This is a genomic window from Natrialba taiwanensis DSM 12281 (assembly GCF_000337595.1).
Classification (GTDB): Archaea; Halobacteriota; Halobacteria; order Halobacteriales; family Natrialbaceae; genus Natrialba; species Natrialba taiwanensis.
On record NZ_AOIL01000042.1, the window covers coordinates 138,840 to 153,295 of the forward strand.

17 protein-coding genes are annotated in these 14,456 nt (G+C 56.7%); 8 read left to right on the forward strand and 9 right to left on the reverse strand.

Annotation, left to right across the window (positions count from 1 at the left end):
* The first annotated feature begins 88 nt into the window (after positions 1 to 88).
* The 5 genes from C484_RS11260 to C484_RS11280 all read left to right on the forward strand — a co-directional run bounded on the left by C484_RS11260 (position 89) and on the right by C484_RS11280 (position 3,843).
* Positions 89 to 328 carry a DUF7563 family protein gene (locus C484_RS11260; protein WP_006826063.1) on the forward strand — a complete coding sequence of 80 codons (240 nt, stop codon included), beginning with the start codon at positions 89 to 91 and terminating at the stop codon, positions 326 to 328.
* Positions 329 to 451: 123 nt separating this feature from the next.
* Entirely contained in the window at positions 452 to 1,297 is an 846-nt protein-coding gene (locus C484_RS11265) for a DNA adenine methylase (protein ID WP_049915339.1), read from the forward strand.
* A 112-nt stretch (positions 1,298 to 1,409) separates the two neighbouring features.
* Positions 1,410 to 1,931 carry a hypothetical protein gene (locus tag C484_RS11270; RefSeq protein ID WP_006826065.1) on the forward strand — a complete coding sequence of 174 codons (522 nt, stop codon included), beginning with the start codon at positions 1,410 to 1,412 and terminating at the stop codon, positions 1,929 to 1,931.
* Positions 1,928 to 2,221: a hypothetical protein gene (locus C484_RS11275; protein WP_006826066.1), complete on the forward strand. Its 294-nt coding sequence runs from the start codon at positions 1,928 to 1,930 to the stop codon at positions 2,219 to 2,221. Before C484_RS11270 ends, C484_RS11275 begins: the two co-directional genes overlap by 4 nt.
* A 2-nt stretch (positions 2,222 to 2,223) precedes the next feature.
* Positions 2,224 to 3,843, forward strand: coding sequence for a helix-turn-helix domain-containing protein (locus tag C484_RS11280; protein ID WP_049915342.1), 1,620 nt, complete (start codon positions 2,224 to 2,226; stop codon positions 3,841 to 3,843).
* A 1,025-nt stretch (positions 3,844 to 4,868) separates the two neighbouring features.
* Here the strand turns inward: C484_RS11280 and C484_RS11285 are convergent.
* Positions 4,869 to 5,708, reverse strand: a complete 840-nt coding sequence (locus tag C484_RS11285) for a DUF6414 family protein (protein ID WP_049915343.1) — start codon at positions 5,706 to 5,708, stop codon at positions 4,869 to 4,871.
* A gap of 286 nt (positions 5,709 to 5,994) precedes the next feature.
* Here C484_RS11285 and C484_RS11290 point away from each other — a divergent pair, with 286 nt between their 5' ends.
* Complete coding sequence (locus tag C484_RS11290) at positions 5,995 to 6,249, forward strand: DUF7692 domain-containing protein (RefSeq protein ID WP_006826069.1); 255 nt, start codon at positions 5,995 to 5,997, stop codon at positions 6,247 to 6,249.
* Here the strand turns inward: C484_RS11290 and C484_RS11295 are convergent.
* The 7 genes from C484_RS11295 to C484_RS11325 all read right to left on the reverse strand — a co-directional run bounded on the left by C484_RS11295 (position 6,246) and on the right by C484_RS11325 (position 12,337).
* Positions 6,246 to 6,629, reverse strand: a complete 384-nt coding sequence (locus tag C484_RS11295) for a hypothetical protein (protein WP_006826070.1) — start codon at positions 6,627 to 6,629, stop codon at positions 6,246 to 6,248. The genes C484_RS11290 and C484_RS11295 overlap by 4 nt on opposite strands.
* A 185-nt stretch (positions 6,630 to 6,814) precedes the next feature.
* Positions 6,815 to 7,981 carry a hypothetical protein gene (locus C484_RS11300; protein WP_006826071.1) on the reverse strand — a complete coding sequence of 389 codons (1,167 nt, stop codon included), beginning with the start codon at positions 7,979 to 7,981 and terminating at the stop codon, positions 6,815 to 6,817.
* Positions 7,974 to 8,795, reverse strand: coding sequence for a hypothetical protein (locus C484_RS11305; protein ID WP_006826072.1), 822 nt, complete (start codon positions 8,793 to 8,795; stop codon positions 7,974 to 7,976). The genes C484_RS11300 and C484_RS11305 overlap by 8 nt, the downstream gene beginning before the upstream one ends.
* Positions 8,792 to 9,373, reverse strand: a complete 582-nt coding sequence (locus tag C484_RS11310) for a hypothetical protein (RefSeq protein ID WP_049915346.1) — start codon at positions 9,371 to 9,373, stop codon at positions 8,792 to 8,794. Before C484_RS11310 ends, C484_RS11305 begins: the two co-directional genes overlap by 4 nt.
* A gap of 1 nt (position 9,374) precedes the next feature.
* Complete coding sequence (locus C484_RS11315; RefSeq protein ID WP_006826074.1) at positions 9,375 to 11,336, reverse strand: hypothetical protein; 1,962 nt, start codon at positions 11,334 to 11,336, stop codon at positions 9,375 to 9,377.
* Positions 11,336 to 11,887: a hypothetical protein gene (locus C484_RS11320; protein WP_006826075.1), complete on the reverse strand. Its 552-nt coding sequence runs from the start codon at positions 11,885 to 11,887 to the stop codon at positions 11,336 to 11,338. Before C484_RS11320 ends, C484_RS11315 begins: the two co-directional genes overlap by 1 nt.
* 18 nt (positions 11,888 to 11,905) lie before the next feature.
* Complete coding sequence (locus tag C484_RS11325; RefSeq protein WP_006826076.1) at positions 11,906 to 12,337, reverse strand: hypothetical protein; 432 nt, start codon at positions 12,335 to 12,337, stop codon at positions 11,906 to 11,908.
* Positions 12,338 to 12,457: 120 nt separating this feature from the next.
* On the opposite strand from C484_RS11325, the gene C484_RS23665 reads away from it, so the two are divergent.
* The gene (locus C484_RS23665; protein ID WP_006826077.1) at positions 12,458 to 12,631 is read left to right on the forward strand and encodes a hypothetical protein; all 174 of its coding nucleotides are present in this window, start codon (positions 12,458 to 12,460) and stop codon (positions 12,629 to 12,631) included.
* A gap of 50 nt (positions 12,632 to 12,681) precedes the next feature.
* Here the strand turns inward: C484_RS23665 and C484_RS11330 are convergent, their stop codons facing one another.
* The gene (locus C484_RS11330) at positions 12,682 to 13,197 is read right to left on the reverse strand and encodes a type IV pilin (RefSeq protein WP_049915349.1); all 516 of its coding nucleotides are present in this window, start codon (positions 13,195 to 13,197) and stop codon (positions 12,682 to 12,684) included.
* A 438-nt stretch (positions 13,198 to 13,635) separates the two neighbouring features.
* Here C484_RS11330 and C484_RS11335 point away from each other — a divergent pair, with 438 nt between their 5' ends.
* Positions 13,636 to 14,427 carry a hypothetical protein gene (locus C484_RS11335; protein ID WP_006826078.1) on the forward strand — a complete coding sequence of 264 codons (792 nt, stop codon included), beginning with the start codon at positions 13,636 to 13,638 and terminating at the stop codon, positions 14,425 to 14,427.
* Positions 14,428 to 14,456 lie beyond the last annotated feature (29 nt).

The window sequence follows — 14,456 nt, forward strand, 5'->3', positions numbered from 1 at the left end:
AACTCCTAGCGGTTCAGGGGGTTGAAACGCCCGAAAATCCAATTCTCGGTTTCGGTATATTTCTACATAGTAGACATTATCTCAGGGGGTGGTCTGCGTGACGATCGCCCCGTGGCCAGCCGTCGACCACTCGACGTGCGAACACTGCGGTGCTCACGTCACCGATCGGTTCCGACGCGTCTTCGGTGACGACCAGGACCGCGCCCATCGCTGTGGTGACTGTGATTCCTACGCGCGACTGACCCGCGGGTCTGCAGCCGGCGTCGACGTTCCGATTCCCGATCCGGAAACCTCGCCCGGCCGCCACGGAGGTGAGGTTGATGCGTAAGCCGGCGTTCGTTCCTGCGAGTCGGCTGTACGACATCGAGAGTCAGACGCCCATAGCCCACCCAGCCCACCAAGCGACCGACGCGGAGGTTCGTCGGGCTATCGAAAGCCGAGGTGAGTCGGCGTGAAGAGCGCATTCCCGTATATTGGCGGGAAGACGCGTCTCGCTCACTGGGTAATCGATCACCTGCCACCACACACAGCTTACGTCGAGCCGTTTGGCGGTTCGGCTTCAGTATTGCTGAACAAGCCACGGAGCACTGTCGAAATCTTCAACGACAAAGATAGCGATGTGGTGACGTTCTTCCGTGTCGCTCGGGAGAAACCTGCTGAACTTGCTGAATGGTGTCGGTACACGCCGTTTTCCGAACAGCTCCACGACGAATGGGCTGACGAGTTTTTCGCCGGTGAACGACCGGCTGATAGTGTCGAACACGCCGGAAAATGGTTCTTCCTCCGGTACAGCCAGTATGCAGGGAAAGTCTCTCGGAAAAGTGGATTCAAGCGGGAGAGTCCGCGCGACGAAAAAGGGAGTCGGAATGCAAGAAACTGGGTAAACGCACCAGAGCGAATTGAGCAAGTTGCCGAGCGCTTCCGCGGTGTCTCGGTCGTTCACGAGGATTACCAGGCTGTCGTCGAGCGCTACGATTCACCCGAGACGGTCTTCTATCTTGATCCGCCGTATTACGAGAAAGAAGACCTCTATCGCAAATCTGCCGATCATGCAACCCTTGAACAGACGCTTTGTGAGATCGACGGCTACGCGATTGTCTCTTACACCGATCTCCCGCCAGGACTCTACGACAGTGACGAGTGGCACATCGTTGAGCGCACAGTAACCCACTCGGCTGCAGGAAACGGGAAAACGGCTGATGAACGGCTGATACTGAATTTCGAGCCGTCGACGGATCGCGAGTTCACTCAGCAAACTCTCCTGGATGCCTGCCCGAACGGAGGGGATGCGCTGTGAGCCGTCTCGTCGAATCAGCCGAGTGCGAACGGTGCGGTGATCGGATCACCGGACTTCGCCGACTCTGTACGGACTGTACGCGCGCCGTACGCGACGCGCGGGAGGGACCACTATGAGTTCGCGAGCGTCGGCGCTGGAGAGTTCGAAGGCCAGCGGTGATGCGCTTGAGGCGGCGCTGATTCAGTCGATCGACGCCCTGGAGTTCGTCGGCGATCGGACGGCCACCTGGCACGACGCCAGAACGACGACGCTCCTCGAGCCGGACCAGTCGCTACCGTTCTACGGTATCGTCGTCGTTGAGCGTGGAACGCCGATCGAGATTAAAGGCTGCCAAATCGAGACGAGTAACGGCGACCGATCGACGCGCGGGCGGTTCTATGTCAAGCGAACCGCCCACGAGCAACTGCTCGAAGCCGCCGGGATGTACCTGCTCGTTGTCTACATTCCGCGGCCAGGATTACCCCAGGTTGCCCGCGCGATCGTGCCGGCGACGATCGTCGACGAACTCCTGGCCGGGCGGTGGTACGAGGTCGGCGGGTCGCGTTCCGAACAAGAGGTCGCGAAACTCGCCTGGTCGCACGTCATCGATCCCGCGGGTGTCGATCCGTCGACGACGGTCGGTGATCGACGATGAGTTCCGGCCTCGAGCGCGGAGATCGTGACCTCGCCGCTGAACTCGAGAGTCCAGCGACCGGCCAGGTCGGGATTCCCGTCGACGCGATCTGCACCGGCTGCGGCCGGATTCATGTCAAGCGGTCGCCCCTCGAAGCCGTTCGCGAGGCTTCCACCGATACCGAACCGACTGAACTCGAGGTACGGGACCTCACGTCGTTCAAGCACGTCTGTCACCGCTGTCAGACCGCGACGTGGTGGAATCCTGTGGCAGTCCTCTCGGGACTGCTCGAACACGAGGGAGGTGAATAGCGGTGTCACAAGTCGAGACGACGCCGCACGAGTGCGAAGGCCGGTGGAAGTGGCCCGACTGGGGCCGCGGCCCTTACGACGCGCTGTCGTCGGTGATGCTCGGTGCTCCGTTCGAGGGCTACCTCGAACTGGATACCGAGATCGACGGCGAGCCCTGGCATCTCGTAGTGAAGTACAGCAAGTCGGGATTCGCGCCGCGACTCTCTGACGGGATCAACGCTGAACGCCTCTACGAGTGGGACATCATCGGTCGTGGACGTGGCGAGAGCAAGGCGACGTTCAATATCTCGCCCCGGTTCCCGAATATGCGCCACTGGGAAACCGGCGACCCGGTGAATCTTCCCTGGGAAAATCAGGTCGGCGAGGTCGACGGCGTCGACGTCGAGTTCCACACGAGCAACATCGAACCCGGGCGTGGGCTCGAATTGCTACCGGAGTTCTTCGCGGCGATCTTCGCCGAGGCGAACGAGCGGATTCACTCGAAGTATTTCCGAACGGATCCCCACGAAGCCAGCCGGATGTGGGCGTACGAGCGATACGTACGTATCCGTCGCGAATGGGCCGAGAAACTGTCTTCGGCCGGTGTTCTGCAGAAAATCGCGCTGCACCTTTCGGACCTGGAGGGAGTCAAAGCCGAGCTGCACATCGACAACGAGGAAGTGATCAACCACCAGAACCGGCTGATACTGAACCCGGCCTCGGCGAAAGAACTCTTCCCGAGCCACACCTACGGCCGCAAGTTCGAGATCTACCAGCTGGCCGATCCGGACGCGGTCTCGAAAGACCACCCGTCGTACCATCCGAAGGTGGAGGTCCTGGTGAACAAGAAGATGAACGGCGGCGAGGCATGGGCATGGGCCGATCGGCACGAAGTCACCGAGCAGATCGAGGAGACGCTACTGAACGCGCTACACTGGGAAGACATCCCGCTCGGGCCGGACGGCAACGGCGTTTACATCGCCGACGATCACTTCGACGCGGTCGCGCGCGACGAGCCAGTTGAACTCTACGACGATCCGACGCCGCGGCTCGAGGCGAAGACCGATCACCTACTCATGACGACGCTGCGGGACATGGGCGATACGCCGCGGGAGGTGACCGAAGAGGTCGCCACCGACGGCGGGTCGACCGTCGACGAACTCGCCGAACAACTCGGCAAGCACCCCGCCACGATCTACCGTGCGATTCAGGACCTCGGCGAGATCTTCGAACTCGACCAGGGCGACGTATCGTTCCGGGTGCGGAAGCATCGCGAGGAGTTACGCGCGCTCGTCGAGTCAGCCGAGTACGCGATCGAGAGCTTCGCCGATCGGATTCAGCACGTGATGGGCCTGGCCGATCACGTCGCCGAGTCCTCGCCGTTCCAGCAGTGGCTCGCCGAGAACGGCGCCGAGATAGAATATGACGAGACGGGGAATCCGAAGAAGCTCCGTATCGATTCGGTTCTGTCGCTGCTGAAAGGCGATAGCTTCGAGAACGCCCGTCAGGTCGCCCAGGAAGCGATAGACGCTTGGCGGCACTCAGGGAACGACGTAGTGCCGTTCAGTAAGGTGTCGATGGTCTGGCGGACGCCTGGCGGCAGGAAAGACAGCCACCGCGTGGGTTCGATCGCCGACTGGTAGCGCAGCCCTCGTGAGTGGCAACACTCTCTCGACACTTCTTTTCAGCAACTCAGTTTGTATTCTATCGGTGACTGTCCAGTTCTGGTTGTAGTCCTCGGCTCGAGGCCGGGGCCGGCAGCCCGATCGCGCCGCACCGCATGCGGGTCGGTTTCGCGCTGCGCGCGAAACGCCCCTTGACGGGTGTCCCCAAGGGGACAGAGCTAAAAAATTACACTGCCCCGCCCCCAGCTCCGCACGCTGAACTCCAGTTGAAGCACATGAAACAGGGGTTACTTTGCCCCTTCAAACTCCAATACTCGCGGACACACGGGGGTTCATTGGAATGTATTATATTTGTCTATATGTAAGTTCTATCTTGAATATATATAAATACAGACCAGACCCAACAATCCACAATACTGCAAAAATAACAGCAAAAATCAGATCAATATATGGTATGTCTCCTTTCGATACTGCAAAAAGCATTGAAATAGGTAGTAGAATGGTTGAAATAACAGTGTACCAAAAGTGGACTATTAATGATCTTGGAAAAGACCCTTTCGTCAAACAATTTCGATATTGGTCAGTCTCCAATAATGGGAGTAGAGCCATCAAGCAAGCTAAAGCAAACGATAGAATGAATAGTAAGGTGGAATTCTCATTTAGATATTCCACTAAAGATATATAATACGTCATAAAGAGCAATAATGAATTTAGTGTGTGGACTATGGAGAACTTACCTATATTTGGAAGGAATAACAGCAGTCCGCTGCTTTGTGACGATATCTTTCTCAGATCAATGTTTTCAGTTTTATTACTCAGTTCGATAACTACCAGAAGAATTATTGACAGGAATACGAGAGTTGATTCGACAGCCACAATATTCGATAGCGATAGAGTAATAAAAAGATACATGAGATAGATGTCGAACTAGGCTGCTATCCTGAACACTGTGGCTAAGACCAAGATCGCAAATCAACCGCCCTGCCATCGTTATTCCGTTCGAAACAGGCAAATACTCCTTGCAGTGTGAGGAATTTCGATTTTTACCAATACACCGCGATTGGTTCAATGACTGCTGTGTGGCCTTGAACCTCAAAATCCTCATCTTTGATTGAAATATTCAACTCTTCGCCAGATTCCTTAAAGTCATCTTGGAATTCTTCTACAGACTCCTCCTCAGAGACGTATTTATCAATTATATTTAGAGCAAGGAATGGATTCCATGTCTCGTTTCCCTTCACATATTTTTTCACTCTACCTACTAGAGTGAATTTCTCATTTTCTACGAATGCATCAAAAACAGGCTGTCGCATGAAATCCCTTTTCAGTTCTGTACAATATTTTGAACCTCCTGATTCAATACGTAGTGGATACATATCTCCTGTGAAACTCTCCATGAGTGTTCCTACCGCTTCCATTTGCCTTTCTTCGTCTTTAGTAAAGGGAGTTGGTTGATCAATAGCATGAAATGCTTCTTGGATATCATCTCCAGTAAATTCAGAAAAAGCACCGATAGCCATTTCAAATTTCAAAAGAGACATCGGGTAGACATTTCCCTCTATTCTCACGATCTCACCACGAGAGAGACCACGTGGGTCCGGATTCTCTTTCATTTCAACCCCTCTGCTATCTAATTCGTCGAGAAACTCTTGGAACCTATATGGTGCTGTGATATCAAGCGTTGTCTCAACTTGTTCACGGTCTAAATTTGCGTAGTTTCCTTCGCCACCAATTCCTGCCACTCGTGCACCAGCCCCACCGCTCTTTTCGGTCTGGTCTTCAGTAGCATGGGTGATCTCTGACGGAATTCCTTTTCCTAAGGATGAAAGGTTACTATTCAAGCTATCATTGTCGATGTAAACGAATTCACGGAGCTGTGCCATATGGTAGAGACAAGACATGATAAAGTCAAGAATGTTGGCACCCAGAGGGTGACCCCATACAGTTCGATCTTGTTCTTTTGCTCTACTCTCAGGGGTTGCACGTCGACAAAATCGGTTTCCCGAATATGCACACGAGTTCCAGCAGGCCGTGTGCATATCTCGTGTCGATCGACCTCGCGAAACCGGATTCTTCTCTGGTGGGCCGATAGGTTCGCCCGGTTTTGGGCCGATATGGGCCGTTCAGTGAGTCGAAAAAACTAGGATTTCGGGGGTCGTGTGTACGAGTATGCGAATCCGAACCGATGGCGATTATGCGTATCGACGAGACGCTATCGAACGCGCAGCAGACTTCTACGACTGTAACAAGACGAAAGCGGTCGTGAGTGCCTGCGACGACGTTCCCCATTTCGTCCAGGCGGCTCGCCAGGTACTCACCCGTGATGATCTTACCCTCGAGCAGCGCCGGGAGATCGCCGAGACGCTATCGACGAGAGCAGTGAGTTTCGAGGTCGACACCGAGATCGTCGTCGACACCGATTAAAAAATAGAGTCGATCGAGATTTTCGCCTGTTTCGTGTCCCGGTGATCACCACCGCCGTGCCACGTGAGCAGCGGGAGATTCGACGCTTTGCACATCTTGTCCTTGACGATCGTGCAGCCGGACCGTCCATGCGGCCGGTAGACGACGAAACAATACCAGCCGTTGTGTCGACGCAACGTGTCGTGATAGGCTTTGTAGACCTTGAAATTCCCCGGCTGGCCGTCTGAGTGTTCGAGCATGGTCGATTTGATTTCGACCGGCGTTCCGTTCTGAAACCGCGCGTCGTGCCAGCTGGCCCGCTCGAGAGAGAAGCGCCGCTTTTTCGCCATCCGTTTCTCACACGCTGTGCCGAAGTGGTTCGCGCGTTTCGATCGGTTCATTTCTCACCTATCGATACTCCGATTGTTCACGCGTCGCGCTCGTCGCGCGTCTTTATTTATTTCTCCGCTTGGTGTCGGGAACGAATAGCAGGCGATGGGCTGCGGTACGCGGCCCTTTCGGGCCGCGCCCATAGCTACAGTAAAGGGGTGGCTGTTGCCGTTGGCAGGTTGCCAACTGGACGCCCTCATGCGATTACCTCCTCGACCTTGCCAAGGGTTTCAGCGTGCTTTCCCTCTTCCCGATATTCGTTCCAGCGAGTTCGGACCCATTCGCGGCTGTACGGCACAAATTTCTCGACTTCGCGGTTTGGCATTCCCTCCTCTTTGCACCTGATGACGGTCCAGATTGCCGTCTGTCGGGCCGCCTCGCCCGCCTCCATTTCCTCGGTTTCGTCGCCGTACTGCGACCAACTCCAATCGCTCGCTTCCTTCGTGTTGTACCGGAAGTCCGTCGGCGGAACGCCTTCGATCTCTCCCTCGATGTCAGCCAGTTGCGCGTTCCGAATCGAGTCGGCGATGACGGCCTTCTTCTTGCTCACCTTCTTGACGATCGTCCCGACGCGCCAGAGCATCGGATGGATCGACCGCTCGCCGTGTGCGATGTAGATGAGTGCACCGCCGTACTTCCGGATCTTGTAGACCAGCGGGGCCATTTTCTTCCGCGTCTCATGTCCCTGCTTGCCCGTCCCGCTGGCGGCGCTCGAGAACTCGTCGCCGATGTACAGTTTGTCTCGTTGGCTGTGCTCAAGTGGGTCACCGTCCTGCTCGACCCATTCCATGAGTGTACCGTAGTCTCCGATCCAGCCGTCCTGTACGTCGCCGTCGTCGTCTACCCAGCGGTCTTTCTCCTCTAGCGACTGGATGTTCGTCCCGAGGAGGGAGTTCTCCTGATGGAGCGCTCGCCACCGCTGTGCGAGCAAACAGGCGAAGTCGGTCTTTCCCGCGCCCATCTCGCCCAAGACGACGATTACCGGGGCCGGGCCGTTGATAAGTTCGTCTACTGTTCCGATCGCCTTCAGTCCGCTCACGTCCGCTCGCTTGGATGTGTCTCCGACGATGTGCTTGATAGTCGGCATATCGCCGTTTTCCATCGCTCTTCGGAAGGTTTCAGTTCCCTCTACCAGCCGGATCTGACGGTGCTTTTCGAGGTCTTTGCACTGACCGGGCATCTTGTCTGGCCGGTCGGCGTCGGTCGGATCGTAGTGAATCGATCGAACCGACATTGCTCGAGAGATATTTTCGTCTCGAACGATACCGCCGTGGTCGGCGATTTCGCGGTTCTCTCGCTCTCCGTAGCCATCCTGATATTCCCGTGCTTCTCCGGTGACGTGTAATGCATTGTCATCAGTCATGTGCTGGCCCTCCATCGGTAGCAGCCGCCTGCTGGCCCTGCTGGCTCTCCTGATCGAACGTGATGGGGTCAGGGTCTGTTGGATCAAACTCCTGCTCGTACTCGCCGAGGTCGCTGATCTCGTCGCTACTCCACTCGTTGGCGTCCTCCTCGGCCGCCTCGAATCGGTCCTTCACACTTGTCTTCTGGGTCATCAACCCGCGTTCGTCCGCCTCCGCGTGCGCGTTGATCGTGTCGCGTTCGATTTCGATTCCCATCCGGCTGATTCGCCCGCGCAACTTGTTGTAGGCGATTGCCGTCTCGACCAGTTCGCCGTGGATGTCCTCGAGCATGGCTTTCACCGTGACCAGTTTCGAGTCTGAGAGTTGTGAGAAGTAACATCCAGTAACGATGAGCGTGCCGTTCTTACCCTGGTCCGGGTGCCAGTCGAACTCTCGAACCTCGTATGCAGATTCGTCGTTACAGCGGTACGGAGACGGTCCCTCGACCGTCTTCTCATCCCACACGCCTGGTTCGACGTACAGTTTCCGCCGGACATCGTCGACGGCGTTGATGTGGTGCACTTCGACCATATTCCGGTTGCGGAGCCGACGCGCTCCTGTAATGAACAGCCCGAGCAGCGGCGGCCCAAGAAGCAACAGTGCCGCGAAGATTCCCTTCGTAACTGGCGGCATTCCTGGGATCTCCGGGCGAATCCAGAGTAGCGCCGCGCCGAGTGAGACTGCAAGGCCGGCGACGAGTAGCTGGCCTTCGGCGAGCAGGTAGGTCAACCGGTCCGACCAGCTGCCGAACGTTGAACTCGTGTCCCCGCTCATGCCTCGATCACTCCGCTATCCTCGCTGCGGACGACGTACGCGGCACCGAGGGCCGCGAGTCCGGTTGTCATAATGACGCCGGTGAATAACCCGGACTCACCGCCGAACGTTCGGAACGGATTCGATTCGGCCGTGCCCACACTTACAAACGCGCCGGTACCCTGTTGGAGTGACCGCCGCGTCGCGATCGCGACGCCCGCGCCCTGCCGATCGGTGACCGGCATGGTGACCGTGTTCGAACCCTCGTCTAACTCCGTTTCTTGGTAGTTGAAGCTCCCAGTCCCTTCTTCGAAGTCGCCGGCTTCGGTCATCGACACTTCCGTTTCCGATTCTGCCTCGATCTCGATCGTGAACATTCCTGGCGCGTATTCCCAGTCGGTGATTCGAGTGCCGCTGTCGATCTCTTGGAGATACTCGTCGGTCGCTTCGGCTGTCGTTTGGTTGTCCTCGAGCGACTCGTTGCCCTGGTCGCTCGTGTTGCCGGGGTCCTCCTGCGCCGCGATCGGGACGGCCGCCACGCCCATGCCCATCGCGAGCGCCACCGCTGCCACTGTTACGAAAACGAAAATCCGTCTCATCTCACTCACCCAGTCCCGGAATCATGTCGGTCACGAACCCGACGACAGCGAGCACAGCGACGGCGATAATTCCGAGTCCGATCAATCCACCGCCGTCGCCACCGAAGAACGTCGGCAGTCCGAGACCACCATCACCTCCTGTTTCCTCGATGATGACTTTCGTCGTCTCCTCGCGCGTCTCCTGTTCGCGGTCGGCCGCGTCCTCGGATCTCTCCTTGTACGTCTGGAAGTCGTCACTCGGCTCGACTTGATCGGGCACGTTGAACTCGAGGTACTTGGCGTCCGGTTTCTCGTTAACTCCGAGAACCGTGAACGAGTCTTTCAGATGGGGTACGACAACCGTCCCCTCGTCCTCTGGCGTTATCGTGTCGTCCGCGAACGGATCAACTTGATACGAAGATGAGTCAGACCCGTCGTGAGTGATCTGAACAGAGTCTCCGTCAGCTATGTCCATCGAGACGGCCGTTTCCGAGGTCGTCCCATCCTCGTCGGTGACGTAGAACGTCGTATGGCCTGCAGAGACATCGATCGTCGCCTCTCCGTCCGAGTTGACCGAGTGCGTGGTATCGCCGCCCTTCACGTCGATCAGAGCATCCGATATCGCAGTCCCTGCCCCATCGACAACTGTTATCGTCACTGTTGCCGTCTCTGATTGCGTCTCAGGGACTGTCCGCAACTCTCCAGCCATGTAGAGACGACCAATCGTGTTATCGGGGTTGATTGAGTCTCCTACCGGCAGTCCTTCGTCTGCCGGATCTGTCCAGAATAATTGACCCTCGATTTGGACGCCGTTCTCGAGTTCGATCACCGCGGCGTCGCTGGCCTCGCCCATCCACATCGCCCGGAAGATCCCTGCGGCTTCCTTCCAGCTCGACAGGTCGCCGTCGCGGGCTTCCTCAAGGATTGCCGAACCGCTTGAAATCGAATGCACGTCTATCTCGCCGTCGACCGCGGGCTGATAGAGGTTCGAGACCATCGTCTCGACGTGGGTCAGTTCGTCGTCGAGAATCGTCAGAAGCTCGTCGTGAATTTTCCACCACTCATAAGAGTCGAGCATATCGATGGTATTGCCTGACTCACGGTCTTTCGCTGTCAGGCCCCAGTAATAGTTGGAGGCCGATCCGGTGTAATTCCCGTCAGCATCGAAGTTTTGGAGCGGACTGACTGACGGGGAGGTTGATCCAGATGCCTCCGACCACGGGACAAGAGTTGATCCAGCGGTCCCGACGTTTATGATCGACACCGGGTGAGTCTCGCCATTGACGAGTTCAGCAGTGCCTTCGTAGTCCGTAGATGTCGATTCCTTGGTAATCTCCTCCGAATTCGACTCGAGGTCTCCATTCCCGACCCATCGGAACACGTCGAAAACCTCGAGATTCGAGTCGTCCGCGACTAGCGGAGATCGGTTCAGGACTTTCGTCACTTGCGCCGAATAGGCGTCGAAAAAGTTCGCCTCGACTTTCGCGAACGCATTCCGCACGGCATCCTTCGCGTTCGATTGAGCGGTTGACTCCCCAGCCTCATCGGAGGCAGCCTGCATAATCTCGAATGCAGCATCCGAGCGGGATAGTTGCCGGAGCGACGACACGTCTCCCTCCAGTGATTCCATCATCGGTTCTTGGACCATTTGCATCTCGTTCGCATCCGTCCAGATCCGATCATGGAGCTCATTCGACCGCTTTTCGAGAATCTGCTCGGTCGAATCGTCGCTGCCGGTTGCGATCGCGCCGACCACAATCCCCGCGATCGCCGCACCCGACGCGAGTGTCGCGGCCGTCGCCAGCGCGATCGCTCGCGCTCTCCCGATCGGCGAGAACTGGGGAACAACCCGATCGCCGACGAGCATCATGCCGCCTAGGGCGGTCCCAGTAGCCGCCGTCCGGCGGAACAGGTCACGCCGAGTGAGTGAGACCGATTCGCCGGACTCGACCTCGTGATCCGTGGGCTGTGGGCCGGCCGACATCAGGCACCTCCCGCGCGCAGACGAGTGGCTAGTGCTACGCCGATCGCCGAGATCGCGGCGAACGCCCCGAAGCCGGGCGACCCGTCGAGCCCGCCATCGAACCATCCGCCACCGATCGACTCGTCATCGGCCGCGACGTAGGCGCTGTCAACGTTATTCTCGTTGCTCACCGTCAGAATCGCCCGATAGTCGCTCTCTTGCTCCAGATTCACCGAGGAATCGCTCAGGTTGTATTCCTCGGTCACCGTGTCGTCAGGGTTGGCAGTCCACGAGTCTTCCAGGACGGGCGTCGCGCTGGTCCCGCTCTGATTGAACGAACTCGCGTCGTAAATCGCCAGGTCTGCCGTCTCGCTCGAGGCGTTTTCGAACGTCCCGGCGAACGCAATGTCGACCTCGACGGACTCGGTTTCGTTACTCGTTTCGACGGTTCGGTTCTCTATTTCATCGGCTGCGTTTTGGGCCGCCCCGACTCCAGCGAAGCCGGCAACGGTGATCGTAACGAGAGCCAATACCGCGACGACTGCGACCGTATGTGCTTTTGAAAATTGCATTGTAAGCCTCCGAGTCGGTTACTTATAGGCGATCAGATAGAACGCGGCTCCGTTCAGAAAGACGGTGAACCAGCCGACGTACCACATCGACTCGAGCGCGATTGCGACGGCCGGGACCAGTGCCCCGAGTACGTTCAGGATCACCGCCAGCAGCATCACGACCGTCTCAACCTCGGTGTAGTCCTCAGGCGTGTTCTCGTTGGTTAGCCACCCGATCACCAGGACACCCATCGAAATGATGAACGCGTAGGTGACCTCGGTCCCGTGGGCCGCATAGAGCGCGTCCGAGAGCGAGAGGTTCAGTGGTTCGCTGAACTGCAGTGTTCCAACCGCCCCGATCGAGAACGACGCCAGGACGAAGATTGGCGCGAGAATGCTGTCCGTCAGGTCGATACCGTCTTCCCGACGAATCGTGTCGGGAACGTACTTCTGCGGTAGGCTTAGTGCCATCCATCCCGCGTGGAACCCCCCTGCACGAAAACCTCAGCAAAACCGTGGCACAGCCTTGGTGACACCTTGGTATCGCCGATAGTCACCAACCTTTATACTAAGGCGGGTTGCCCGCCGGATATGGCGCTGAACAAACTCCGAAAACTCGATCAGAACTCGCTTGGCGTGACGCTCCCGAAGGACGATCTTCGTGTTGAAGGTCTGCTCAATGAAAACGGAGAACTACGAGATGAACATCACATTCACATTCGCCACGTCAACGAGGGCGAATGGAAACTTGAACTCATTAGATGATAAAATAGTAATCGAGCAGATATTATATAAATATTGGCTTCTATAGTGGGTTAGTTCCCGTCGATGTCAGAAGTGATTGAATATGTAGAGAGTGTTGAACTACTATCTTCGTTCTCCCAAACTAGGTTGATCTCATCAGTCTCAGCAAGTGACGTGTCACCTGAATTGATACCACTACTTTGTAGCTCTACTTCAATGACTTCCCCAGCAGAGATTCGATCAGGAGTGTTACTATTGATTTCAAGATCACTACTACTAGCATCTCCATCACCAGATGTAGTTATTGCTAATCTGCTCTTTTCAATGGTTTCCCCACTGTCATGAGTGAAATGGACGACAACGTGATCACTGCTTGGATCAACACCGCCATCTTCCACCTGCTCTCCGCCGAAAGTTGCACTAGGTGCTGCATTGCCAATATTGTCCCCCATATCTAGCACGAATGCTGCAATCACAGCCGCGAGAATGACAGTGATTGCGACCATTAAGATAACCCCGATAACGGGCGATACTGCGCGCTCTTCTTCGTTGCCAATCAGCTTGGCGCGGTATTTTGTAAGATCCATTGTTTGCTTNCATTAAGATAACCCCGATAACGGGCGATACTGCGCGCTCTTCTTCGTTGCCAATCAGCTTGGCGCGGTATTTTGTAAGATCCATTGTTTGCTTTGGATTTCGTTTGCGCACCCACCAACGGTGAGAAGACTTATTCCGGAAACCCTGGTAGGCACCCGGTGACGTTCGAAGGGGTTGGAGATCGTATCCTTGATCGTCGTCTTCTCGTCGTCTTCTGGTGCTGATAGCAACCAGTAGAGTACCGGTATATATAACTAATCGATAGTGTACTCTTTTGGGTCACATCAGGAACTCCATGGGTTTCAGATCTGATAATCAGTGGTCCGCAGAAATCCTACAGCCCCCCCTTGAACCGACTCCCTCTTGCGGTTTGGTGATTTGACGAGAGAACGGTAATACCAAAGCCAGTTCAGTCCTACGAGTTCCACATGACAGAGACTGTGTTCGTGACCGCTCGCGATCTCGCGCGCACCTATGATGGCGGGGCCTACGAGAACGCGTGGGAAGCGGTCGAGCAGTACCGCGAGGCAACCCGCTATGCGAACACACACGATGCCGGCTCAGGCGCTACCGCGTCGGCATTGGATCTTCCGCGTGGTCGGCTTCGCACCTGGATCGACGACGGTGGGGCACCGGATGTCGTCCACGGGATCGACACCGCACGCGAGTATGGGTGGCTCGAGTGCACGCTCAACGACGACGTGTTCACCGGGCTGAACGCGCTGGTTGCGAATATCTTCTCGGGCGGCGCGATTGCCGAACAGTACTATCGACCCTCGTTCGCGCTGAACCACTACGGCGCGGACTCGCACGTGATCGACGCACTCGAGCTGGTCGGCGTCGACTACGAGATCGTCGATGATCGGGACGGCCGCGCTGACGAGGCTCGTCCAACAGCGGATGGGACTGTCCTTGGGCGCGTACTCGCCGTACTCGGTGCTCCTGTCGGGCCGAAAACCAGCCAGCAACTCTCACTCCCGAGCTATCTCGTGGCCGGTTCCGAAGAGGTCAGTGAGACGTTTGTCTACGCGTATCTCGAGAACCGGGCCGTCTATCACGACGGGAAGGACACTCTGACGATCACCGAGGAACGAAACGATTCGTACCTGTCTGGACTGGCAGCGCTCATCAACGAGATTGCAGGCGGCGGCGTCACACGCGGCGAGGAATCGATCACGATCTCGGCTGACGCAGCTCGGTCGCTCGGCACAGTTCGGTAGTACGATTGAACCGGCTTCCACAAGCGAAA

Coding starts and splice junctions, on each gene's coding strand:
- C484_RS11270 (WP_006826065.1), top strand. CDS start 1,410: ATGAGTTCGCGAGCGTCGGCGCTGGAGAGTTCGAAGGCCAGCGGTGAT.
- C484_RS11275 (WP_006826066.1), top strand. CDS start 1,928: ATGAGTTCCGGCCTCGAGCGCGGAGATCGTGACCTCGCCGCTGAACTC.
- C484_RS11285 (WP_049915343.1), bottom strand. CDS start 5,708: ATGGCACAGCTCCGTGAATTCGTTTACATCGACAATGATAGCTTGAAT.
- C484_RS11290 (WP_006826069.1), top strand. CDS start 5,995: ATGCGAATCCGAACCGATGGCGATTATGCGTATCGACGAGACGCTATC.
- C484_RS11295 (WP_006826070.1), bottom strand. CDS start 6,629: ATGAACCGATCGAAACGCGCGAACCACTTCGGCACAGCGTGTGAGAAA.
- C484_RS11300 (WP_006826071.1), bottom strand. CDS start 7,981: ATGACTGATGACAATGCATTACACGTCACCGGAGAAGCACGGGAATAT.
- C484_RS11305 (WP_006826072.1), bottom strand. CDS start 8,795: ATGAGCGGGGACACGAGTTCAACGTTCGGCAGCTGGTCGGACCGGTTG.
- C484_RS11310 (WP_049915346.1), bottom strand. CDS start 9,373: ATGAGACGGATTTTCGTTTTCGTAACAGTGGCAGCGGTGGCGCTCGCG.
- C484_RS11315 (WP_006826074.1), bottom strand. CDS start 11,336: ATGTCGGCCGGCCCACAGCCCACGGATCACGAGGTCGAGTCCGGCGAA.
- C484_RS11320 (WP_006826075.1), bottom strand. CDS start 11,887: ATGCAATTTTCAAAAGCACATACGGTCGCAGTCGTCGCGGTATTGGCT.
- C484_RS11325 (WP_006826076.1), bottom strand. CDS start 12,337: ATGGCACTAAGCCTACCGCAGAAGTACGTTCCCGACACGATTCGTCGG.
- C484_RS23665 (WP_006826077.1), top strand. CDS start 12,458: ATGGCGCTGAACAAACTCCGAAAACTCGATCAGAACTCGCTTGGCGTG.
- C484_RS11330 (WP_049915349.1), bottom strand. CDS start 13,197: ATGGATCTTACAAAATACCGCGCCAAGCTGATTGGCAACGAAGAAGAG.
- C484_RS11335 (WP_006826078.1), top strand. CDS start 13,636: ATGACAGAGACTGTGTTCGTGACCGCTCGCGATCTCGCGCGCACCTAT.